The organism is Staphylococcus sp. HMSC14C01, assembly GCF_001808085.1.
Taxonomy (GTDB): Bacteria; Bacillota; Bacilli; order Staphylococcales; family Staphylococcaceae; genus Staphylococcus; species Staphylococcus hominis.
Map to the genome: position 1 here is coordinate 1 of NZ_KV792015.1, position 17,301 is coordinate 17,301.

Consider the following 17,301-nt stretch of genomic DNA (forward strand, 5'->3'; position numbering starts at 1 on the left):
GTGAGGTCTCTTTTTTTATGTCGAAATTTAGAAAAAGTGCTTGGAGCTAATGAATTGAGAAGAGATTAAACAACAGAAATTGTAGCGTTTCTTTTATTTTTTTAAATTATCTATTAAAATAGGAGATATTTAAAGATATATGAGGAGAGGACTTAATTGAAATTACCTATCACTCAAAAACTTGATGATTTAATTCATCATTATGCTATCTCATTACATGTTCCAGGACATAAAAACATGACTATCGGTTATTTAGATGCATTATCTTTGAAAATGGATATGACTGAAATCACGGGTCTAGATGATTTACATCATCCAGAAGATACTATTTTAGAAAGTATGAATCGTGTGAATAAGCATCCTAATTATGATGCTTATTATTTAGTTAATGGTACAACTTCAGGCATTTTATCAGTTATACAAGCATTTACTCATATAAAAGGTCGTTATCTAATTAGCCGTAATGTACATAAATCAGTTTTTAATGCTTTAGATTTAACTCAACAGTCTGCAGATATTTTGCCTATGTACAGAAGTGATAAAAGTTACCAGTATTTAGCGCCTTTGATAGATACTAAAATGTTACGACATCAAAAACTCGCTGTCGTTACTTATCCAAATTATTATGGAGAATGCTTTGATATCAAACAGTGTGTTAAACAATTTCACGATTACAATATACCTGTTTTAATTGATGAGGCTCATGGTGCCCATTTTAATTTGAAACACTTTCCTAAATCAGCTTTAGAATCAGAAGCTGACTATGTTGTTCAATCGTATCACAAAACTTTGCCTGCGCTTACTATGGGATCAGTATTATTTATTCATAAAAATGCACCTTTGAAAGATGAAGTTATTAAATATTTAGGTATTTTTCAAACTTCTAGTCCATCTTATTTAGTAATGTCGAGCATTGAACTAGCGCATCAATTTTATAATTCTTATGACAGTAGTCTCTTTTTCGAAAAAAGAAAACAATTTATTGAAACGTTAAGACAACAGCATTTTGAAGTTATTGAAGTCGAGGATCCATTAAAGCTTATTGTTCGAGTAAATGGGCATACGGGTTTTGAAGTACAACGTTATTTTGAAAAGAATCATATTTATATTGAATTAGCTGATGATTATCAAATACTCATTGTCTTACCATTATGGCATTTTAATGATAGATATCCTTTCGAAACATTACTGCATAGAATAAAAACTATAAAATTACCTAAAAAAGCAAAAGAAAAGCTAGAGCCAGTTTTATTGCCGCTAGAAAAAAGTGTTTATGTATCAAAGTATATTAATCATGCATATTGGATAAATATTAATAAAGCACAAGATAAAGTATTAGCTCAACATATTGTGCCTTATCCTCCTGGAATTCCTGTGTTTTGGAAAGGAGAAAAAGTGACTAAAAATATGATAAAATTGATGCAATATTATCTTTCACATAGTGTACGTGTTGAAGGTATTAAAAACGATAAAATATTAGTTAAGGATGAATAATATGGCTGCATTTATAACGTTTGAAGGGCCTGAAGGTTCTGGGAAAACTACAGTGTTAAATCAGATTAATAAGTTGTTATCTGAAAATTATAATGTTATTTCTACTCGAGAACCAGGTGGAGTATCTACGGGGGAAGAAATACGTAATATCTTACTAGATGGTGAAAATATTGATATACGTACAGAAGCATTGTTATTTGCAGCATCTAGAAGAGAACACTTGGTTGAAAAAGTGATACCCGCTTTAAAAAATAATAAAGTAGTCTTATGTGATCGATATATTGACAGTTCTTTAGCATATCAAGGGCATGCACGGGGTATAGGTATAGAAGAAGTTAAAAAAATAAATGAATTTGCAATTAATGGACTTTATCCAGATTTAACAATTTATCTTGATATTGATGCTGAAGTGGGGAGAGAACGAATACTAAAAAATCAAAGAAGTCAGAATCGATTAGACAAAGAAACACTAACTTTTCATCAAAAAGTAATTGAGGGATATAAAACATTAATTAAAACTAATCCTGAGCGTTTTAAAGTAGTTGATGCTACACAAAACATCGAAAGTGTCGTAAGTGATACGTATGAGATCATTTTAAGTTACTTAAAAAACTTATGATATAATAATATGGAGAGGTGTATTAAAATGAAAATGATTATAGCGATCGTTCAAGATCAAGATAGTCAAGAACTTTCAGATCAACTCGTAAAAAATAATTTTAGAGCTACTAAACTAGCAACAACTGGTGGCTTCTTAAGAGCAGGAAATACAACATTCTTATGTGGTGTAGATGATGAACGTGTTGATGAAGCGTTAACTGTCATTGATAATACGTGTGGTAATAGAGATCAACTTGTTTCACCAATGACGCCAATGGGTGGTAGTGCAGACTCTTATATACCTTATCCTGTTGAAGTTGAAGTTGGAGGCGCTACAGTATTTGTAATGCCAGTAGAAAAATTCCACAGATTCTAAGCTTAATTTAACAATTAAATAAAGTTTTAAAAGATAATTTTCAAAGAGCCTGAAACATATTTTTATGTTATCGGCTCTTTATCATATACATCATAATTAACTGCTAAATGATAAATGCGACTGAAAAATTTAATGATATAATTTTAAAATGAACTATGAATAGGGAGTATGCAAATATGGAGGAATTACAAAAATTAGCTAATGCGTTTCATTCGAATAAATTATCACATGCCTATTTATTTGAAGGTGATGATGCACAATCAATGAAACATGTAGCAATGGAATTTGCACAACTTATTCTTTGTAATGGAAATGAACAATGTGAATTGAAATTGCGTAATTTTAATCATCCTGATTTTACATATATATCCTCTGAAGAATCTACTATAAAAAAAGAACAAATTGAACAACTTGTACGCCAAATGAACCAATTACCTATTGAAGGTACATATAAAGTTTATATCATAGAAGACTTTGAAAAGTTAACTGTTCAAGGTGAAAATAGTATCTTAAAATTTTTAGAGGAACCTCCAGAAAATACTATTGCAATTTTAATTTCTACTAAACCAGAACAAATATTAAATACGATTCACTCTAGATGTCAACATATGTATTTTAAACCGAGTGACAAATCGCATTTTATCGATAAACTTGTTGATAATGGTATGAATCGGGCTATTGCTGAAATGTTAAGTTCATATACGACACAAATTGAGGTAGCCAAAGACCTTAATGAAGAGTATGATTTAATTGAATTAAGAAAAGTAATCGTTCATTGGTGCGAATTATTATTAACAAATAAACCAATGGCCTTGATTGGTGTTATTGATGTGTTAAAAAATGCTAAAAATCGAAAACTACAACTTCTTACTTTGTCTGTTATCAATGCTTTTTTTGAAGATATGATGCATGCTAAAGTCGGAATTGAGAACAATTTCATTTTTACTGATCTTAAACCACTAATTAAGGAATACACAACACGATTAACACTTAATCAAATGATATTAATGTATGATCAAATTACAGAAGCACATAAAAAATTGATACAGAATGTGAATCCGATGCTCGTATTTGAACAAATCGTAATTAAAGGTGTGAGTTAAATGCCAAATGTAGTAGGTGTGCAATTTCAAAATGCAGGTAAATTGGAATATTATGCGCCGAATGATTTAAAATTAGACAGTGAAGACTGGGTTGTAGTCGAATCTAAACGAGGCATTGAAATAGGTATAGTAAAGTTAGCTTCAAAATGTGTAAATGATGAAGATGTGACATTACCGTTAAAAGATATTCTACGTATTGCAACTGAAGAAGATATACAACAATACAATCAAAATGAAGAAGATGCAGAGCAAGCACTAATTTTATGTAAACAGTTAGTGAAAGATCAAGACTTAGATATGCGCTTAGTGAATTGTGAGTATACTTTAGATAAATCGAAAGTCATTTTTAATTTTACTGCTGATGATCGTATCGATTTTAGAAAGTTAGTGAAAGTATTAGCTCAAAATTTAAGAACACGTATTGAACTTAGACAAATTGGCGTTCGTGATGAAGCAAAACTACTAGGTGGAATTGGACCGTGTGGACGTTCATTATGTTGTTCAACATTTTTAGGAGATTTTCAACCGGTATCTATCAAAATGGCAAAAGATCAAAATTTATCATTAAATCCAACTAAAATTTCTGGTGCATGTGGACGTTTAATGTGTTGTCTTAAATATGAAAATGATTATTATGAGGAAGTTCGTGCACAATTACCAGATGTAGGCGATGAAATTCATACACCGGAAGGTACTGGACAAGTTGTAGGATTAAATATATTAGATATTTCGATGCAAGTGAAGATTGATGGTTTAGAGCAACCTTTAGAATATAAAATGGAGGAATTAGCTACATTTAATTAAGGAGAGTGTCTTTCTTTTGAATCGCAATGATTTATTCGAAAAAATTGTAAAATTAGAAAGTAACGTTAATGTATTAACTCAAGAGATGACTGAACTTAAATCTTTAGCTATTCAATTGATAGAAGAAAATGTAACGTTACAAGTAGAAAACGATAATTTAAAAGCGCTAATGGCTAAAAGTGAACAAGATGTTGAATCAACAAAAGTCAATAGTGAAAGTCAACATAATAAAAAATCAAATGAAAATGACTTTAAAAGTGCAATTAAAAATGTAAAAAAACCTTTACCAAGTAAAGACAATTTAGCTGTTTTGTATAGTGAAGGTTTTCATATTTGTAATGGCGAATTATTTGGTAAACATCGTTATGGTGAAGATTGTTTATTATGCATGAATGTTTTAAATAGTTAAATCCATAACAAAGAATGATAAATGGATGGTATAATTTTAATTTTTAGGAGAGATGAATTTCAACACAATAAAATTTCAGATTTTGTGTTGTGATACATCTCTTTTTTAGGAGATAACATATATGTTGAAGGAACAAGAAAGATTAGATGATTTAATTAAGGAGAACTTAAAAATCATTCAAAATGATGAGGTGTTTTCTTTTTCTACTGATGCACTTTTATTAGCACATTTTACTAAAGTACGAAAAAATGATAGCATTCTAGACTTGTGTGCCGGAAATGGTGTTATTGCTTTATTATTATCTGCAAAAAGTCATCAAAAAATAGAAAGTATTGAAATTCAAGAACAGTTGGCAGACATGGCTCAACGAAGCTTTAAATATAATCGATTAGAAGAGCGTTTATCTATGCATAATATGGATTTAAAAGATGTGTATCAAACGTTTAAACCCTCTCAGTTTACATTAATAACCTGTAACCCGCCTTACTTTAAACGTAATCAACTTCATCAACACCAAAAAGAAGCACATAAAATAGCACGACATGAAATTATGTGTAGTTTAGAAGATTGCATGTTTGCAGCACGGCATTTATTAAAACAGGGTGGACGTCTAGTTATGGTTCATCGTGCTGAACGACTTATGGATGTATTAACTGAAATGAGACAAGCTAATATCGAACCTAAACGTATTGTATTTATTTATAGTAAGCATGGTAAATCAGCAGTCACTATTGTTGTTGAAGGAAGAAAAAATGGTAATCAAGGTCTAGAGATTGCACCACCATTTTATATTTACAATGAAAATGGCGAATATAGTGAGCAAATGAAAGAGGTTTATTATGGGTAGTCACTTTGTATATATCGTACGTTGCAGTGATAACAGTTTATATACAGGGTATACGAATAATATTGAGGCACGTATAAATAAACACAATGCTGGGAAAGGTGCTAAATATACAAAAATAAGACGTCCGGTAGTGTTAGTATATCAAGAAATGTACGAGACAAAATCAGAAGCTTTACGTAGAGAATATGAAATTAAGACATTTACAAGACAAAGAAAACTAAAATTGATTGAGGAGGGATAATATGGCAACTTTATACTTAGTAGGGACACCGATAGGTAATTTAAGTGACATTACATTTCGAGCAATCGAAACGTTAAAACAGGTAGATATCATTGCGTGTGAAGATACGAGAGTAACTAAAAAGTTATGTAACCACTATGATATTACTACTCCATTAAAATCATATCATGAACATAATAAAGAGCAACAGACAGATTATTTAATTCAATTACTTAAAGAAGAAAATAATATTGCGCTTGTATCAGATGCAGGGTTGCCGTTAATTAGCGATCCAGGATATGAACTTGTTGTTGAAGCACATAAACATAACATTGCTGTAGAAACCATTCCAGGACCTAATGCAGGATTAACTGCACTAATGGCAAGTGGTTTACCTTCATTTACATATACTTTTTTAGGCTTCTTGCCACGAAAAGAAAAAGAAAAAGTGAATATTTTATCTCAACGAATGTATCAAGATAGTACTTTAATCATTTATGAGTCTCCATTTAGAGTGATTGATACACTAAAATCGATTATTAAAGTAGATTCAAGAAGACGTGTAGCAGTAGGTCGTGAACTTACTAAAAAATTTGAACAAGTGGTTATGTTTGAAGTATCACAATTATTAGAAGCAATTGAAAATCAAGAGATTCCACAAAAGGGAGAATTTGTGATTTTAATTGAGGGGGCCAAAGCTCAAGAAACAAAACAATGGTTTGAAGATGTAACGATTATAGATCATGTTAATCATTATATTGAGACTCAAAATTTAAAACCTAAGAAAGCGATAAAAGTAGTCGCAGAAGAACGACAGATGAAAACAAGTGAGATTTATGATATTTATCATAATATTAAATCGTAAAATTAATAAAAACTTGTATCATAGTGATAGAAAAATACCATAAAATATTAATTTATGATAATGTTAATAAGATACGACAATGTATATTCTATATGGGTTATAATGAATAAGATAGATGTTTTATGATGATGTGTCGTCACAAACGTTATATTAAATATTCATTAGAAAATAATTAAAAATTTAGATAAAATTTAAAGTGAACTAGTCATTAAGACATGAACGAAAGGGAGGACTACTGATGGCGAAAGAAACATTTTATATTACAACCCCTATTTATTATCCTAGTGGTAATCTGCATATCGGTCACGCATATTCTACAGTTGCTGGTGATGTAATTGCACGATATAAACGTATGCAAGGATATGATGTTCGTTATCTTACAGGTACAGACGAACATGGTCAAAAAATCCAAGAAAAAGCGCAAAAAGCAGGAAAAACAGAATTAGAGTATTTAGATGAAATGATTGCTGGAATCAAACGTTTATGGGCTAAATTGGAAATCTCAAATGATGATTTTATTAGAACTACAGAAGAACGTCATAAACAAGTGGTAGAAAAAGTATTTGAACGTTTATTAAAACAAGGTGATATTTATCTTGGTGAATATGAGGGATGGTATTCTGTCCCTGATGAAACGTATTATACTGAATCTCAACTTGTAGACCCTGTTTACGAAAATGGTAAAATCGCAGGTGGTAAAAGTCCAGATTCTGGACATGAAGTTGAATTAGTTAAAGAAGAAAGTTATTTCTTTAATATTAATAAATATACAGATCGTTTATTAGAATTTTACGATGCTAATCCTGATTTTATTCAACCTCCATCTAGAAAAAATGAAATGATTAATAACTTTATTAAACCAGGATTAGAAGACTTAGCAGTTTCACGTACGTCATTTGATTGGGGGGTAAGAGTTCCATCTAACCCTAAACATGTAGTTTATGTATGGATTGATGCTTTAGTAAACTATATTTCTTCTCTTGGATATTTATCAGATGATGATTCATTATTCCAAAAATATTGGCCAGCAGATGTACATTTAATGGCAAAAGAAATTGTTCGTTTCCATTCTATTATTTGGCCTATCTTACTTATGGCTCTTGATTTACCTTTACCGAAAAAAGTATTCGCGCACGGATGGATTTTAATGAAAGATGGAAAAATGAGTAAATCTAAAGGTAATGTAGTAGATCCTAATGTTCTTATTGATCGTTATGGCTTAGATGCTACACGCTATTACTTAATGCGTGAATTACCATTCGGATCTGACGGCGTATTTACTCCGGAGGCATTTGTTGAACGTACTAATTTCGACTTAGCAAATGATTTAGGTAACTTAGTTAACCGTACGATTTCTATGATTAATAAATATTTCCAAGGAGAGCTCCCTGCATATCAAGGACCAAAACATGAATTGGATGAAGATATGGAAGCATTAGCACTTGAAACTGTGAAGAACTTCCATGACAATATGGAAAGTTTCCAATTTTCAGTAGCATTATCTACAGTTTGGAAGTTAATAAGTCGAACAAATAAATACATCGATGAAACCACTCCATGGGTTTTAGCTAAAGATGAAAGTCAAAAAGATATGTTAGGAAATGTAATGGCACACTTAGTTGAAAATATTCGTTTTGCAACTGTATTATTGCGCCCATTCTTAACACATGCGCCTAAAGAAATTTTCAAACAATTGAATATTAATAATTCAGATTTATACGAATTATCAAGTTTAGAGCATTATGGTGCATTACAAGAACCAATTATGGTTACTGAAAAACCTTCTCCGATCTTCCCAAGATTAGATTCAGAGGATGAAATTGCATTTATTAAAGAATCAATGCAACCACCTAAATCTAGTGAAGATGATAAAGAAGAAGTACCAAGTAAATCGCAAATTGATATTAAAGATTTTGATAAAGTTGAAATTAAAGCTGCAACTGTTATTGATGCAGAAAATGTACCGAAATCAGATAAATTATTAAAAATACAAGTTGATTTAGGAGCAGAACAACGTCAGATTGTTTCAGGTATTGCGAAATTCTATCGTTCAGAAGATATTATTGGCAAAAAAGTGGCTGTTGTAACTAACCTAAAGCCAGCAAAATTAATGGGGCACAAATCTGAAGGTATGATATTATCAGCTGAAAAAGATAAAGTATTAACGTTAGTAAGCTTACCGAGTGCAATTCCAAATGGTGCAATTATAAAATAAATATAGCCGTTAGGAGAGATAAAATGTTAATAGATACACATGTTCATTTAAATGACGAACAATATGATGAAGATTTAAGTGAAGTGATATCTCGTGCAAGAGAAGCAGGCGTTGACCGTATGTTTGTCGTGGGATTTGATACTAAGACAATTGAACGTACTATGGAACTGATTGATGAATATGACTTTATTTATGGTATTATCGGTTGGCATCCTGTAGATGCAATAGATTTTACTGAAGAACGTTTAGAATGGATTGAATCATTAGCTCAGCATCCTAAAATTATCGGTATTGGAGAAATGGGATTAGATTATCATTGGGATAAATCTCCAGCTGATGTTCAAAAAGAAGTGTTTAGAAAGCAAATTGCTTTAGCTAAACGCGTTAAGTTACCTATTGTCATTCATAATCGTGAAGCAACTCAAGATTGTGTAGATATTTTAATGGAAGAACATGCAGAAGAAGTTGGAGGCATTATGCATAGTTTTAGTGCATCACCTGAAATTGCAGATGTCATTATTAATAAACTTAATTTCTATGTGTCATTAGGCGGACCAGTCACATTCAAAAATGCAAAACAACCTAAAGAGGTCGCTAAACATGTTCCAATGGATCGCTTATTAGTTGAAACAGATGCACCTTATTTATCTCCACATCCTTATAGAGGAAAACGTAATGAACCTGAACGTGTCACGCTTGTTGCACAACAAATTGCAGATTTACGTGATATGACATACGAAGAGGTATGTCGTCAAACTACAGAAAATGCAGAAAGATTATTTAACTTAAATTAATAATCCTCAGTATGAGAAAGATGTAAAACATCATCTATCGTAATGCTATCTAATAGTGAATGACGATAATATGTGCATCTTTCTCATTTTTTATAGTATAACCGTTATAATAGAAATGAGATTAAGTGAAAGGTAATGGTAAATGAATATGAGAATAAATGAATTTATCGTTGTCGAAGGCAGAGATGACACAGAACGAGTTAAAACAGCTGTGGAAGGTGATACGATTGAAACAAATGGAAGTGCCATTAATAGAGAAACGTTAGCAGTGATTCAGAATGCTCAAGAAACAAGAGGCGTGATTGTATTAACTGATCCTGACTTTCCAGGTGATAGAATTAGAAATATTATTACTGAACACGTACCAGGAGTTAAACATGCCTATGTCGATCGTGAAAAAGCGAAAAATAAGCGTGGAAAAATTGGGATAGAACATACACATCCTGAAGATATAAAGAAAGCCTTAATGCATGTGAGTTCTCCTTTTGAAGAAGGAGAGGAGTCGATAGATAAAAGTGTATTAATTGATTTAGGTTTAATTATTGGTAAAGATGCGAGACGTAAGAGAGAGATACTTGGACGTAAATTGCATATTGGACATTCTAATGGCAAACAATTACTAAAAAAATTAAATGCTTTTGGTTATACTGAAGAAGACGTACGACGTGCATTATCAATGGATAAGGAGAATAATTAAAGATGGATAGAAAAGATATAGCTACACCTTCTAGAACAAAAGAACTATTAAATCAATTTGACTTTAATTTTAAGAAAAGCTTAGGTCAAAATTTCTTAGTAGATGTTAATATTATTCATAAAATTATTGATGCAAGTCATATTGATAAGTCGACAGGTGTAATTGAAGTGGGCCCTGGTATGGGCTCATTAACAGAACAACTCGCTAAAAGTGCTAAAAAAGTGTTGTCATTTGAAATCGATCAACGTCTAATTCCAGTTTTAAAAGAAACACTTCATCCCTACGACAATGTAACAATTATAAATGAAGATATATTAAAAGCTGATATAGCTGCATCTGTGAACACGTATTTAAATGATTGCGATAAAATTATGGTAGTAGCGAATTTACCTTACTATATTACGACTCCGATTTTACTTAATTTAATGCAACAAGATATTCCCATTGATGGTTATGTAGTGATGATGCAAAAAGAAGTTGGAGAGCGTTTAAATGCAGAAGTAGGTACAAAAGCATATGGTTCTTTATCTATTGTGACTCAATACTACACAGAAACGAGTAAAGTACTCACTGTCCCTAAATCAGTGTTTATGCCGCCACCAAATGTTGACTCGATTGTTGTAAAATTGATGCAAAGAGAGAAGCCTCTTGTTTCAGTAGATGATGAACAAGCTTTCTTTAAACTTGCAAAAGCTGCTTTTGCTCAAAGACGTAAAACGATTAATAATAACTATCAGAATTTCTTTAAAGATGGTAAAAAATATAAATCACAAATTCATCAATGGTTAGAAAACGCAAATATTGATCCTAAACGTCGTGGAGAAACCCTTTCTATACAAGATTTTGCACGATTGTATGAAGAAAAGAAAAATTTCCCAGAATTAGAAAATTAAATTGTTGACAAAGTGTCGCTACCTTGATAAAATTTAAATTTTATTTGACATATTACTTCAAAATGTGATATTATGTAACCTGTAGCGAGGTGGAGCAATATGCCAAAATCAATTTTGGACATCAAAAATTCTATTGATTGTCATTTAGGAAATCGTATTGTACTTAAAGCCAACGGTGGTCGAAAAAAAACAATCGAACGTTGTGGAGTGTTAAAAGAGACATATCCTTCAGTATTTATTGTTGAATTAGATCAAGATAAGCATAATTTTGAAAGAGTGTCGTATACATATACGGATGTTCTTACAAAGAATGTACAAGTTTCATTTGAAGAGGATAATCATCAAGAAGTAGTTGCACACTAAATTCGAACATATAAATATAGAGTTGTTTAGTGTACTACAAACTCTATCATTAAAAACATATTGGGTGTTGGGCTGTTTAAGTTCAACACTCTTTTTAATTCTTAATCTCTTTTAATAAAATAATAATTTAAATAAATCAAGATTTGCAGTTGAAATTAAGATCATTTATCTCCTAATTTATTAACTTTTAATTATAATTTATAATGTAACTATCAAATATTTTAAGTCTTTATGTTAAAATCATTTTAATACTATTGATGAAGAGAGGGCGGAAAAATGATATATGAAACGGCACCAGCCAAAATTAATTTGACGCTCGATACACTTTTCAAAAGAAATGATGGTTACCATGAAATTGCTATGATAATGACAACAGTAGATCTGAATGATAGATTGTCTTTTCAGAAAAGAAATGATAATAAAATTGTTGTAGATATAGAACATAACTATGTTACTAATGATCATAAAAATCTCGCCTACCAAGCAGCTAAACTGATGATGGAAACATATCAACTTAAACAAGGCGTCACGATTTCGATTGATAAAGATATTCCGGTTTCTGCTGGATTAGCTGGGGGATCAGCTGATGCTGCTGCTACGATGCGAGGAATTAATCGTTTATATGAATTAGGCGCATCTTTAGAAACACTAAGCCAATTAGGCCTTCAAATTGGGACAGATGTTCCATTTTGCATCTATAATAAAACTGCTATATGTAAAGGGAGAGGCGAAAAAATTAAATTTCTAGACAAACCTCCTTCTGCATGGGTGGTATTAGCAAAACCTAATCTTGGAATATCTTCTCCAGATATTTTTAAAGAACTTAATTTGAAAGATGATTATGATGTACATACAGAAATGTGTGAAGAAGCGATTAGACAGGGAGATTATATGAAATTGTGTAAGAGTTTATCTAATCGTTTAGAAACCGTTTCTATGTCCATGTATCCAGAAATTAAAAAAATTAAAAATAATATGTTGCGTTGTGGTGCTGATGGAGCACTAATGAGTGGGAGTGGACCTACTGTATATGCATTCGCTCAAAAGGAGAGCCAAGCAAAGAAAGTATATAATGCTGTAAATGGCTGTTGTAACGAAGTGTATTTAGTAAGATTATTAGGATAGAAAGGCTGGAACTTATGAGGTATAAAAGAAGTGAACGTATTGTCTTTATGACACAATATTTAATGAACCATCCAAATCAGTTAATTCCATTAACTTTTTTCGTGAAAAAATTTAAACAAGCAAAGTCATCGATTAGTGAAGACGTTCAAATCATCAAAAATACGTTCCAAAAAGAAAAATTAGGAACTGTAATTACAACAGCTGGCGCAAGCGGCGGTGTAACCTATAAACCAATGATGAGCAAAGAAGAAGCAATCGAAATTATAGAAGAAATCATTACGATGCTACAAGAAAAAGAGCGCTTATTACCAGGTGGATATTTATTTTTATCGGATTTAGTTGGGAACCCATCATTACTTAATAAAGTAGGGAAACTCATTGCTAGTATTTACATGGATGAGAAACTAGATGCAGTAGTGACGATCGCAACGAAAGGGATATCACTTGCCAATGCAGTAGCAAACGTATTAAATTTACCTGTAGTAGTTATTAGAAAAGACAATAAAGTTACTGAAGGTTCTACGGTTTCCATTAACTATGTTTCAGGCTCATCAAGAAAAATTGAAACGATGGTCTTATCGAAACGCACATTAGCCGAAAACTCAAATGTGTTAGTTGTAGATGACTTTATGAGAGCAGGCGGTTCAATAAATGGTGTAATGAATCTTATGAATGAGTTTAAAGCAGAGGTGAAAGGGGTATCTGTACTAGTAGAATCAAAAGAAGTAAAACAAAGATTGATTGAGGATTATACTTCTTTAGTCAAATTATCAGATGTTGACGAATATAATCAAGAATTTAAAGTTGAACCTGGTAATATCTTGTCTAAATTTTCTTAAAAGGAGTTATACATCATGAAAACAATTAATACTAATAAAGCACCTGAAGCGTTAGGACCATATTCTCATGCAATGGTCGTGAATAATTTAGTATTCACATCAGGACAAATTCCATTAGATACTGAAGGAAACATCGTAAGTAGCGATGTGAAAGAACAAACAAAACAAGTATTAGAAAATTTATCTGTTGTACTTGAAGAAGCAGGTTCTGATTTAAACTCTGTTGTAAAAGCAACTATTTTTATTTCTGATATGAATGAATTTCAACAAATTAATGAAGTTTATGGTAGCTACTTTAATGAGCATCAACCTGCGCGAAGTTGCGTAGAAGTGTCTCGCCTACCAAAAGACGTTAAAGTTGAAATTGAATTAGTAGGTAAAGTTAAAGGAATATAATTTACTTAATTAACACATTGTCATGCTTCTAACCACACAAAGATATATATACTAGGGGGGCTCACTGCATGAAAGTGACAGATGTAAGACTTAGAAAAATACAAACAGATGGCAGAATGAAAGCACTCGTTTCTATCACATTAGACGAAGCTTTCGTAATTCATGATTTACGCGTAATCGAAGGCAACTCAGGTCTTTTCGTTGCTATGCCAAGCAAACGTACACCAGATGGTGAATTCCGCGATATCGCACATCCAATCAATTCAGAAATGAGACAAGAAATACAGGATGCTGTGATGAAAGTATATGATGAAACTGACGAAGTGATTCCAGATAAAAATGCTTCATCAGACGTAACAGAAGAATCAGACGAAGCTTAAAATAACAAAAAGCAAATCATATTTTTGATAATGCTTATTTTATTAATTATGTAAGCTAAATGACGTGGGCACGAAACTCTAAATTCAAACTTGAATTTTGTTTCGTGCCCATTTTTATTGTTTTATCGATATTTTTTAAAAATTAGATGCATGATGCAAATAATTAAACTCTGTTTACAAAATTTGTTAAATCTTGAAACTATAAGTTAAGTTAAATTATAATTACTTGTGAAGTGCAAATTTTATTGGAGGATTATTATTCATGCAAAGAAATGCAATCATATTAGCAGCTGGAAAAGGAACACGAATGAAATCAAAGAAATATAAAGTGTTACATGAGGTTGCTGGTAAACCAATGGTTGAACATGTACTGACAAATGTTAAAAAAGCGGGCGTAAATCAAATCGTCACTATCGTAGGTCACGGGGCAGAACAAGTAAAAGAGACATTAGGTAATCAGTCATTATATAGTTATCAAAATGAACAATTAGGAACTGCACATGCAGTTAAAATGGCAGAAGAACATTTACATACTCAAGAAGGTACAACATTAGTAGTATGTGGAGATACACCACTTATTACTTCAGAAACTTTACAACGTTTAATTGCACACCATGAAGAAACACAAGCACAAGTTACTGTTTTATCGGCTACAGCTCAGACGCCTTTCGGGTATGGGCGAATCGTACGTGATCAAAATCATCACCTTAATCGCATTGTAGAAGAAAAAGATGCAACAAATGCTCAAAAAGACATCAATGAAATCAGCTCAGGTATATTTGCATTTGATAATAAAACGTTATTCGAAAAACTTAAACAAGTTAAAAATGATAATGCACAGGGTGAATATTATTTACCTGACGTCGTTACTTTAATTTTAGAAGATAATGGAAAAGCAGAAGTGTATCATACTGATGACTTTGATGAAATTATGGGTGTAAATGATCGAATCATGTTAAGTCATGCTGAAAAAGCGTTGCAACATCGTATTAATCATCATCATATGAGAAATGGTGTTACAATCATTGATTCCAATACTACATTTATAGGTCCAGATGTAGAGATAGGTATGGATACTGTTATTGAACCAGGCGTACGTATCAATGGAAAAACATTCATCGGTGAAGATACACACGTTGGCCAATATTCAGAAATTAACAACAGTCGTATTGGCAACAAAGTTAATATTATACAATCAGTCATCAATGATTCTAGTGTAGGAAATAAGACAAAAGTTGGTCCGTTTGCTCAATTAAGACCTGGTTCAAATCTAGGCGCTGAAGTTAAAGTGGGTAACTTTGTAGAAGTTAAGAAAGCAGAATTAAAAGATGGTGCAAAAGTATCACACTTAAGTTATATTGGCGATGCGAAAGTTGGTGAACGTACAAATATTGGTTGTGGTTCAATCACTGTTAATTATGATGGAGTCAATAAATTTAAAACAGTCATTGGAAAAGACGCTTTCATTGGTTGTAACACGAATTTGATTGCTCCTGTAACAGTAGGAGATGGTGCTTTAATCGCAGCAGGATCAACGATTACAGATGACATTCCTAAAGAAAGCTTAGCATTAGCACGCGCACGTCAAGTAACCAAAGAAGGTTACAATAAAAAATAAAGATTAATATAAGAACAAAAAGACTGTGTCATTTTTCTGTTAAAGGGAATAAATGAATATATATAAATATAAAATTTTGAATGTATTACTATTATGCTAAGTTGAATGATACGTAATAAACATATTATTGGTCAGTTTTTAGTGGAATATAGTAAAAATGATATATTTTTTATATAATAGTATTGTCTAAGTAAAAAATTGGAGGACTATAAATGTTAAATAATGAGTACAAAAATTCGTCTTTAAAGATTTTTTCTTTAAAGGGAAATGAACCATTAGCACAAGAGGTTGCTGATCGTGTAGGAATCGAATTAGGGAAATGTTCTGTTAAACGCTTCAGTGACGGTGAAATTCAAATTAATATTGAAGAAAGTATTCGTGGTTGTGATGTATTTATCATTCAACCGACATCTTATCCAGTTAACTTACATTTAATGGAATTACTAATTATGATTGACGCATGTAAACGTGCCTCTGCAGCAAATATCAATATTGTTGTTCCTTATTATGGTTATGCGCGCCAAGATAGAAAAGCGCGTAGTCGTGAACCAATTACTGCAAAATTAGTAGCAAATTTAATTGAAACTGCTGGTGCAAATCGTATGATTGCTTTAGACTTACATGCACCACAAATTCAAGGTTTCTTCGATATTCCAATCGATCACTTAATGGGCGTACCGATTATTGGACAATATTTTGAAAATGATCCTAACATCAACCCAGAAGAATGTGTTGTTGTATCTCCGGATCATGGCGGGGTAACACGCGCACGTAAATTAGCAGACATTTTAAAAACTCCGATTGCTATTATTGATAAACGTCGTCCTAAACCAAATGTGGCAGAAGTGATGAATATCGTTGGTGAAATTGAAGGACGTACAGCTATTATTATCGATGACATTATTGATACGGCAGGAACAATTACTTTAGCTGCTCAAGCATTAAAAGATAAAGGTGCGAAAGATGTATATGCTTGTTGTACACATCCTGTACTCTCAGGTCCTGCAAAAGAACGTATTGAAAATTCAGCGATTAAAGAACTTATTGTTACAAATTCAATCTTACTTGACGATAGTCAAAAACCATCAAACATCAAAGAATTATCTGTAGCTGGTTTAATAGCACAAGCTATTGTTCGTGTATATGAACGTGAGTCAGTAAGTGTATTATTTGACTAAAATTTACAAATGAATTTGACTTATTATTTTTAACCATGTATAATTTATTCGTTCGTGATTTAACGAATAAATAAACACTTGCAAG

General features: G+C 31.8%; 20 protein-coding genes. All 20 read left to right on the plus strand.

Features of this window, described 5'->3' with window-relative positions; genetic code table 11:
- Positions 1-156 precede the first annotated feature (156 nt).
- The 20 genes from HMPREF3131_RS01780 to HMPREF3131_RS01875 all read left to right on the plus strand — a co-directional run bounded on the left by HMPREF3131_RS01780 (position 157) and on the right by HMPREF3131_RS01875 (position 17,216).
- The gene (locus HMPREF3131_RS01780; protein ID WP_019835404.1) at positions 157-1,494 is read left to right on the plus strand and encodes an aminotransferase class V-fold PLP-dependent enzyme; all 1,338 of its coding nucleotides are present in this window, start codon (positions 157-159) and stop codon (positions 1,492-1,494) included.
- A 1-nt stretch (position 1,495) separates the two neighbouring features.
- Positions 1,496-2,113 (plus strand): dTMP kinase, encoded by a 618-nt coding sequence (gene tmk, locus HMPREF3131_RS01785; RefSeq protein WP_017176433.1) that lies wholly within the window; start codon positions 1,496-1,498, stop codon positions 2,111-2,113.
- Between the two features lie 27 nt (positions 2,114-2,140).
- Complete coding sequence (locus HMPREF3131_RS01790; protein ID WP_002455851.1) at positions 2,141-2,470, plus strand: cyclic-di-AMP receptor; 330 nt, start codon at positions 2,141-2,143, stop codon at positions 2,468-2,470.
- Positions 2,471-2,646: 176 nt separating this feature from the next.
- Complete coding sequence (locus HMPREF3131_RS01795) at positions 2,647-3,573, plus strand: DNA polymerase III subunit delta' C-terminal domain-containing protein (protein WP_019835402.1); 927 nt, start codon at positions 2,647-2,649, stop codon at positions 3,571-3,573.
- A complete protein-coding gene (locus tag HMPREF3131_RS01800; protein ID WP_070436401.1) occupies positions 3,574-4,377 on the plus strand; it encodes a PSP1 domain-containing protein in 804 nt (267 codons plus the stop codon). It begins immediately after the preceding gene.
- Between the two features lie 16 nt (positions 4,378-4,393).
- A complete protein-coding gene (gene yabA / locus HMPREF3131_RS01805) occupies positions 4,394-4,786 on the plus strand; it encodes a DNA replication initiation control protein YabA (RefSeq protein WP_017176430.1) in 393 nt (130 codons plus the stop codon).
- 121 nt (positions 4,787-4,907) lie between these two features.
- Positions 4,908-5,633: a tRNA1(Val) (adenine(37)-N6)-methyltransferase gene (locus HMPREF3131_RS01810; protein ID WP_019835400.1), complete on the plus strand. Its 726-nt coding sequence runs from the start codon at positions 4,908-4,910 to the stop codon at positions 5,631-5,633.
- A complete protein-coding gene (locus HMPREF3131_RS01815; protein WP_017176428.1) occupies positions 5,626-5,874 on the plus strand; it encodes a GIY-YIG nuclease family protein in 249 nt (82 codons plus the stop codon). Before HMPREF3131_RS01810 ends, HMPREF3131_RS01815 begins: the two co-directional genes overlap by 8 nt.
- A 1-nt stretch (position 5,875) precedes the next feature.
- A complete protein-coding gene (gene rsmI, locus HMPREF3131_RS01820) occupies positions 5,876-6,718 on the plus strand; it encodes a 16S rRNA (cytidine(1402)-2'-O)-methyltransferase (protein WP_070436402.1) in 843 nt (280 codons plus the stop codon).
- A 238-nt stretch (positions 6,719-6,956) separates the two neighbouring features.
- Entirely contained in the window at positions 6,957-8,933 is a 1,977-nt protein-coding gene (gene metG / locus HMPREF3131_RS01825; protein ID WP_002449967.1) for a methionine--tRNA ligase, read from the plus strand.
- Positions 8,934-8,956: 23 nt separating this feature from the next.
- Positions 8,957-9,727: a TatD family hydrolase gene (locus HMPREF3131_RS01830; RefSeq protein ID WP_017176425.1), complete on the plus strand. Its 771-nt coding sequence runs from the start codon at positions 8,957-8,959 to the stop codon at positions 9,725-9,727.
- A 148-nt stretch (positions 9,728-9,875) separates the two neighbouring features.
- Positions 9,876-10,424, plus strand: coding sequence for a ribonuclease M5 (gene rnmV, locus HMPREF3131_RS01835; RefSeq protein ID WP_070436408.1), 549 nt, complete (start codon positions 9,876-9,878; stop codon positions 10,422-10,424).
- Between the two features lie 2 nt (positions 10,425-10,426).
- Positions 10,427-11,317 (plus strand): 16S rRNA (adenine(1518)-N(6)/adenine(1519)-N(6))-dimethyltransferase RsmA, encoded by an 891-nt coding sequence (gene rsmA, locus HMPREF3131_RS01840; RefSeq protein WP_070436403.1) that lies wholly within the window; start codon positions 10,427-10,429, stop codon positions 11,315-11,317.
- A gap of 99 nt (positions 11,318-11,416) precedes the next feature.
- On the plus strand, positions 11,417-11,680 hold the full coding sequence (veg, locus tag HMPREF3131_RS01845; RefSeq protein WP_070436404.1) for a biofilm formation stimulator Veg: 264 nt from the start codon (positions 11,417-11,419) through the stop codon (positions 11,678-11,680).
- Between the two features lie 276 nt (positions 11,681-11,956).
- Positions 11,957-12,805: a 4-(cytidine 5'-diphospho)-2-C-methyl-D-erythritol kinase gene (gene ispE, locus HMPREF3131_RS01850; protein WP_019835396.1), complete on the plus strand. Its 849-nt coding sequence runs from the start codon at positions 11,957-11,959 to the stop codon at positions 12,803-12,805.
- Positions 12,806-12,819: 14 nt separating this feature from the next.
- The gene (purR, locus tag HMPREF3131_RS01855; RefSeq protein ID WP_002449943.1) at positions 12,820-13,644 is read left to right on the plus strand and encodes a pur operon repressor; all 825 of its coding nucleotides are present in this window, start codon (positions 12,820-12,822) and stop codon (positions 13,642-13,644) included.
- Between the two features lie 15 nt (positions 13,645-13,659).
- A complete protein-coding gene (locus HMPREF3131_RS01860; protein WP_002449962.1) occupies positions 13,660-14,040 on the plus strand; it encodes a RidA family protein in 381 nt (126 codons plus the stop codon).
- Between the two features lie 68 nt (positions 14,041-14,108).
- Positions 14,109-14,420, plus strand: coding sequence for a septation regulator SpoVG (gene spoVG / locus HMPREF3131_RS01865; RefSeq protein WP_002449945.1), 312 nt, complete (start codon positions 14,109-14,111; stop codon positions 14,418-14,420).
- Positions 14,421-14,682: 262 nt separating this feature from the next.
- On the plus strand, positions 14,683-16,038 hold the full coding sequence (glmU, locus tag HMPREF3131_RS01870; protein ID WP_019835394.1) for a bifunctional UDP-N-acetylglucosamine diphosphorylase/glucosamine-1-phosphate N-acetyltransferase GlmU: 1,356 nt from the start codon (positions 14,683-14,685) through the stop codon (positions 16,036-16,038).
- A gap of 212 nt (positions 16,039-16,250) precedes the next feature.
- Entirely contained in the window at positions 16,251-17,216 is a 966-nt protein-coding gene (locus HMPREF3131_RS01875; RefSeq protein ID WP_002449951.1) for a ribose-phosphate diphosphokinase, read from the plus strand.
- Positions 17,217-17,301 lie beyond the last annotated feature (85 nt).

Bases quoted from the DNA above. Each gene is read 5' to 3' on its own strand.
- tmk (WP_017176433.1), top strand. From the start codon at position 1,496: ATGGCTGCATTTATAACGTTTGAAGGGCCTGAAGGTTCTGGGAAAACT.
- HMPREF3131_RS01790 (WP_002455851.1), top strand. From the start codon at position 2,141: ATGAAAATGATTATAGCGATCGTTCAAGATCAAGATAGTCAAGAACTT.
- HMPREF3131_RS01795 (WP_019835402.1), top strand. From the start codon at position 2,647: ATGGAGGAATTACAAAAATTAGCTAATGCGTTTCATTCGAATAAATTA.
- HMPREF3131_RS01800 (WP_070436401.1), top strand. From the start codon at position 3,574: ATGCCAAATGTAGTAGGTGTGCAATTTCAAAATGCAGGTAAATTGGAA.
- HMPREF3131_RS01810 (WP_019835400.1), top strand. From the start codon at position 4,908: ATGTTGAAGGAACAAGAAAGATTAGATGATTTAATTAAGGAGAACTTA.
- HMPREF3131_RS01815 (WP_017176428.1), top strand. From the start codon at position 5,626: ATGGGTAGTCACTTTGTATATATCGTACGTTGCAGTGATAACAGTTTA.
- rsmI (WP_070436402.1), top strand. From the start codon at position 5,876: ATGGCAACTTTATACTTAGTAGGGACACCGATAGGTAATTTAAGTGAC.
- metG (WP_002449967.1), top strand. From the start codon at position 6,957: ATGGCGAAAGAAACATTTTATATTACAACCCCTATTTATTATCCTAGT.
- HMPREF3131_RS01830 (WP_017176425.1), top strand. From the start codon at position 8,957: ATGTTAATAGATACACATGTTCATTTAAATGACGAACAATATGATGAA.
- rnmV (WP_070436408.1), top strand. From the start codon at position 9,876: ATGAGAATAAATGAATTTATCGTTGTCGAAGGCAGAGATGACACAGAA.
- rsmA (WP_070436403.1), top strand. From the start codon at position 10,427: ATGGATAGAAAAGATATAGCTACACCTTCTAGAACAAAAGAACTATTA.
- veg (WP_070436404.1), top strand. From the start codon at position 11,417: ATGCCAAAATCAATTTTGGACATCAAAAATTCTATTGATTGTCATTTA.
- ispE (WP_019835396.1), top strand. From the start codon at position 11,957: ATGATATATGAAACGGCACCAGCCAAAATTAATTTGACGCTCGATACA.
- purR (WP_002449943.1), top strand. From the start codon at position 12,820: ATGAGGTATAAAAGAAGTGAACGTATTGTCTTTATGACACAATATTTA.
- HMPREF3131_RS01860 (WP_002449962.1), top strand. From the start codon at position 13,660: ATGAAAACAATTAATACTAATAAAGCACCTGAAGCGTTAGGACCATAT.
- spoVG (WP_002449945.1), top strand. From the start codon at position 14,109: ATGAAAGTGACAGATGTAAGACTTAGAAAAATACAAACAGATGGCAGA.
- glmU (WP_019835394.1), top strand. From the start codon at position 14,683: ATGCAAAGAAATGCAATCATATTAGCAGCTGGAAAAGGAACACGAATG.
- HMPREF3131_RS01875 (WP_002449951.1), top strand. From the start codon at position 16,251: ATGTTAAATAATGAGTACAAAAATTCGTCTTTAAAGATTTTTTCTTTA.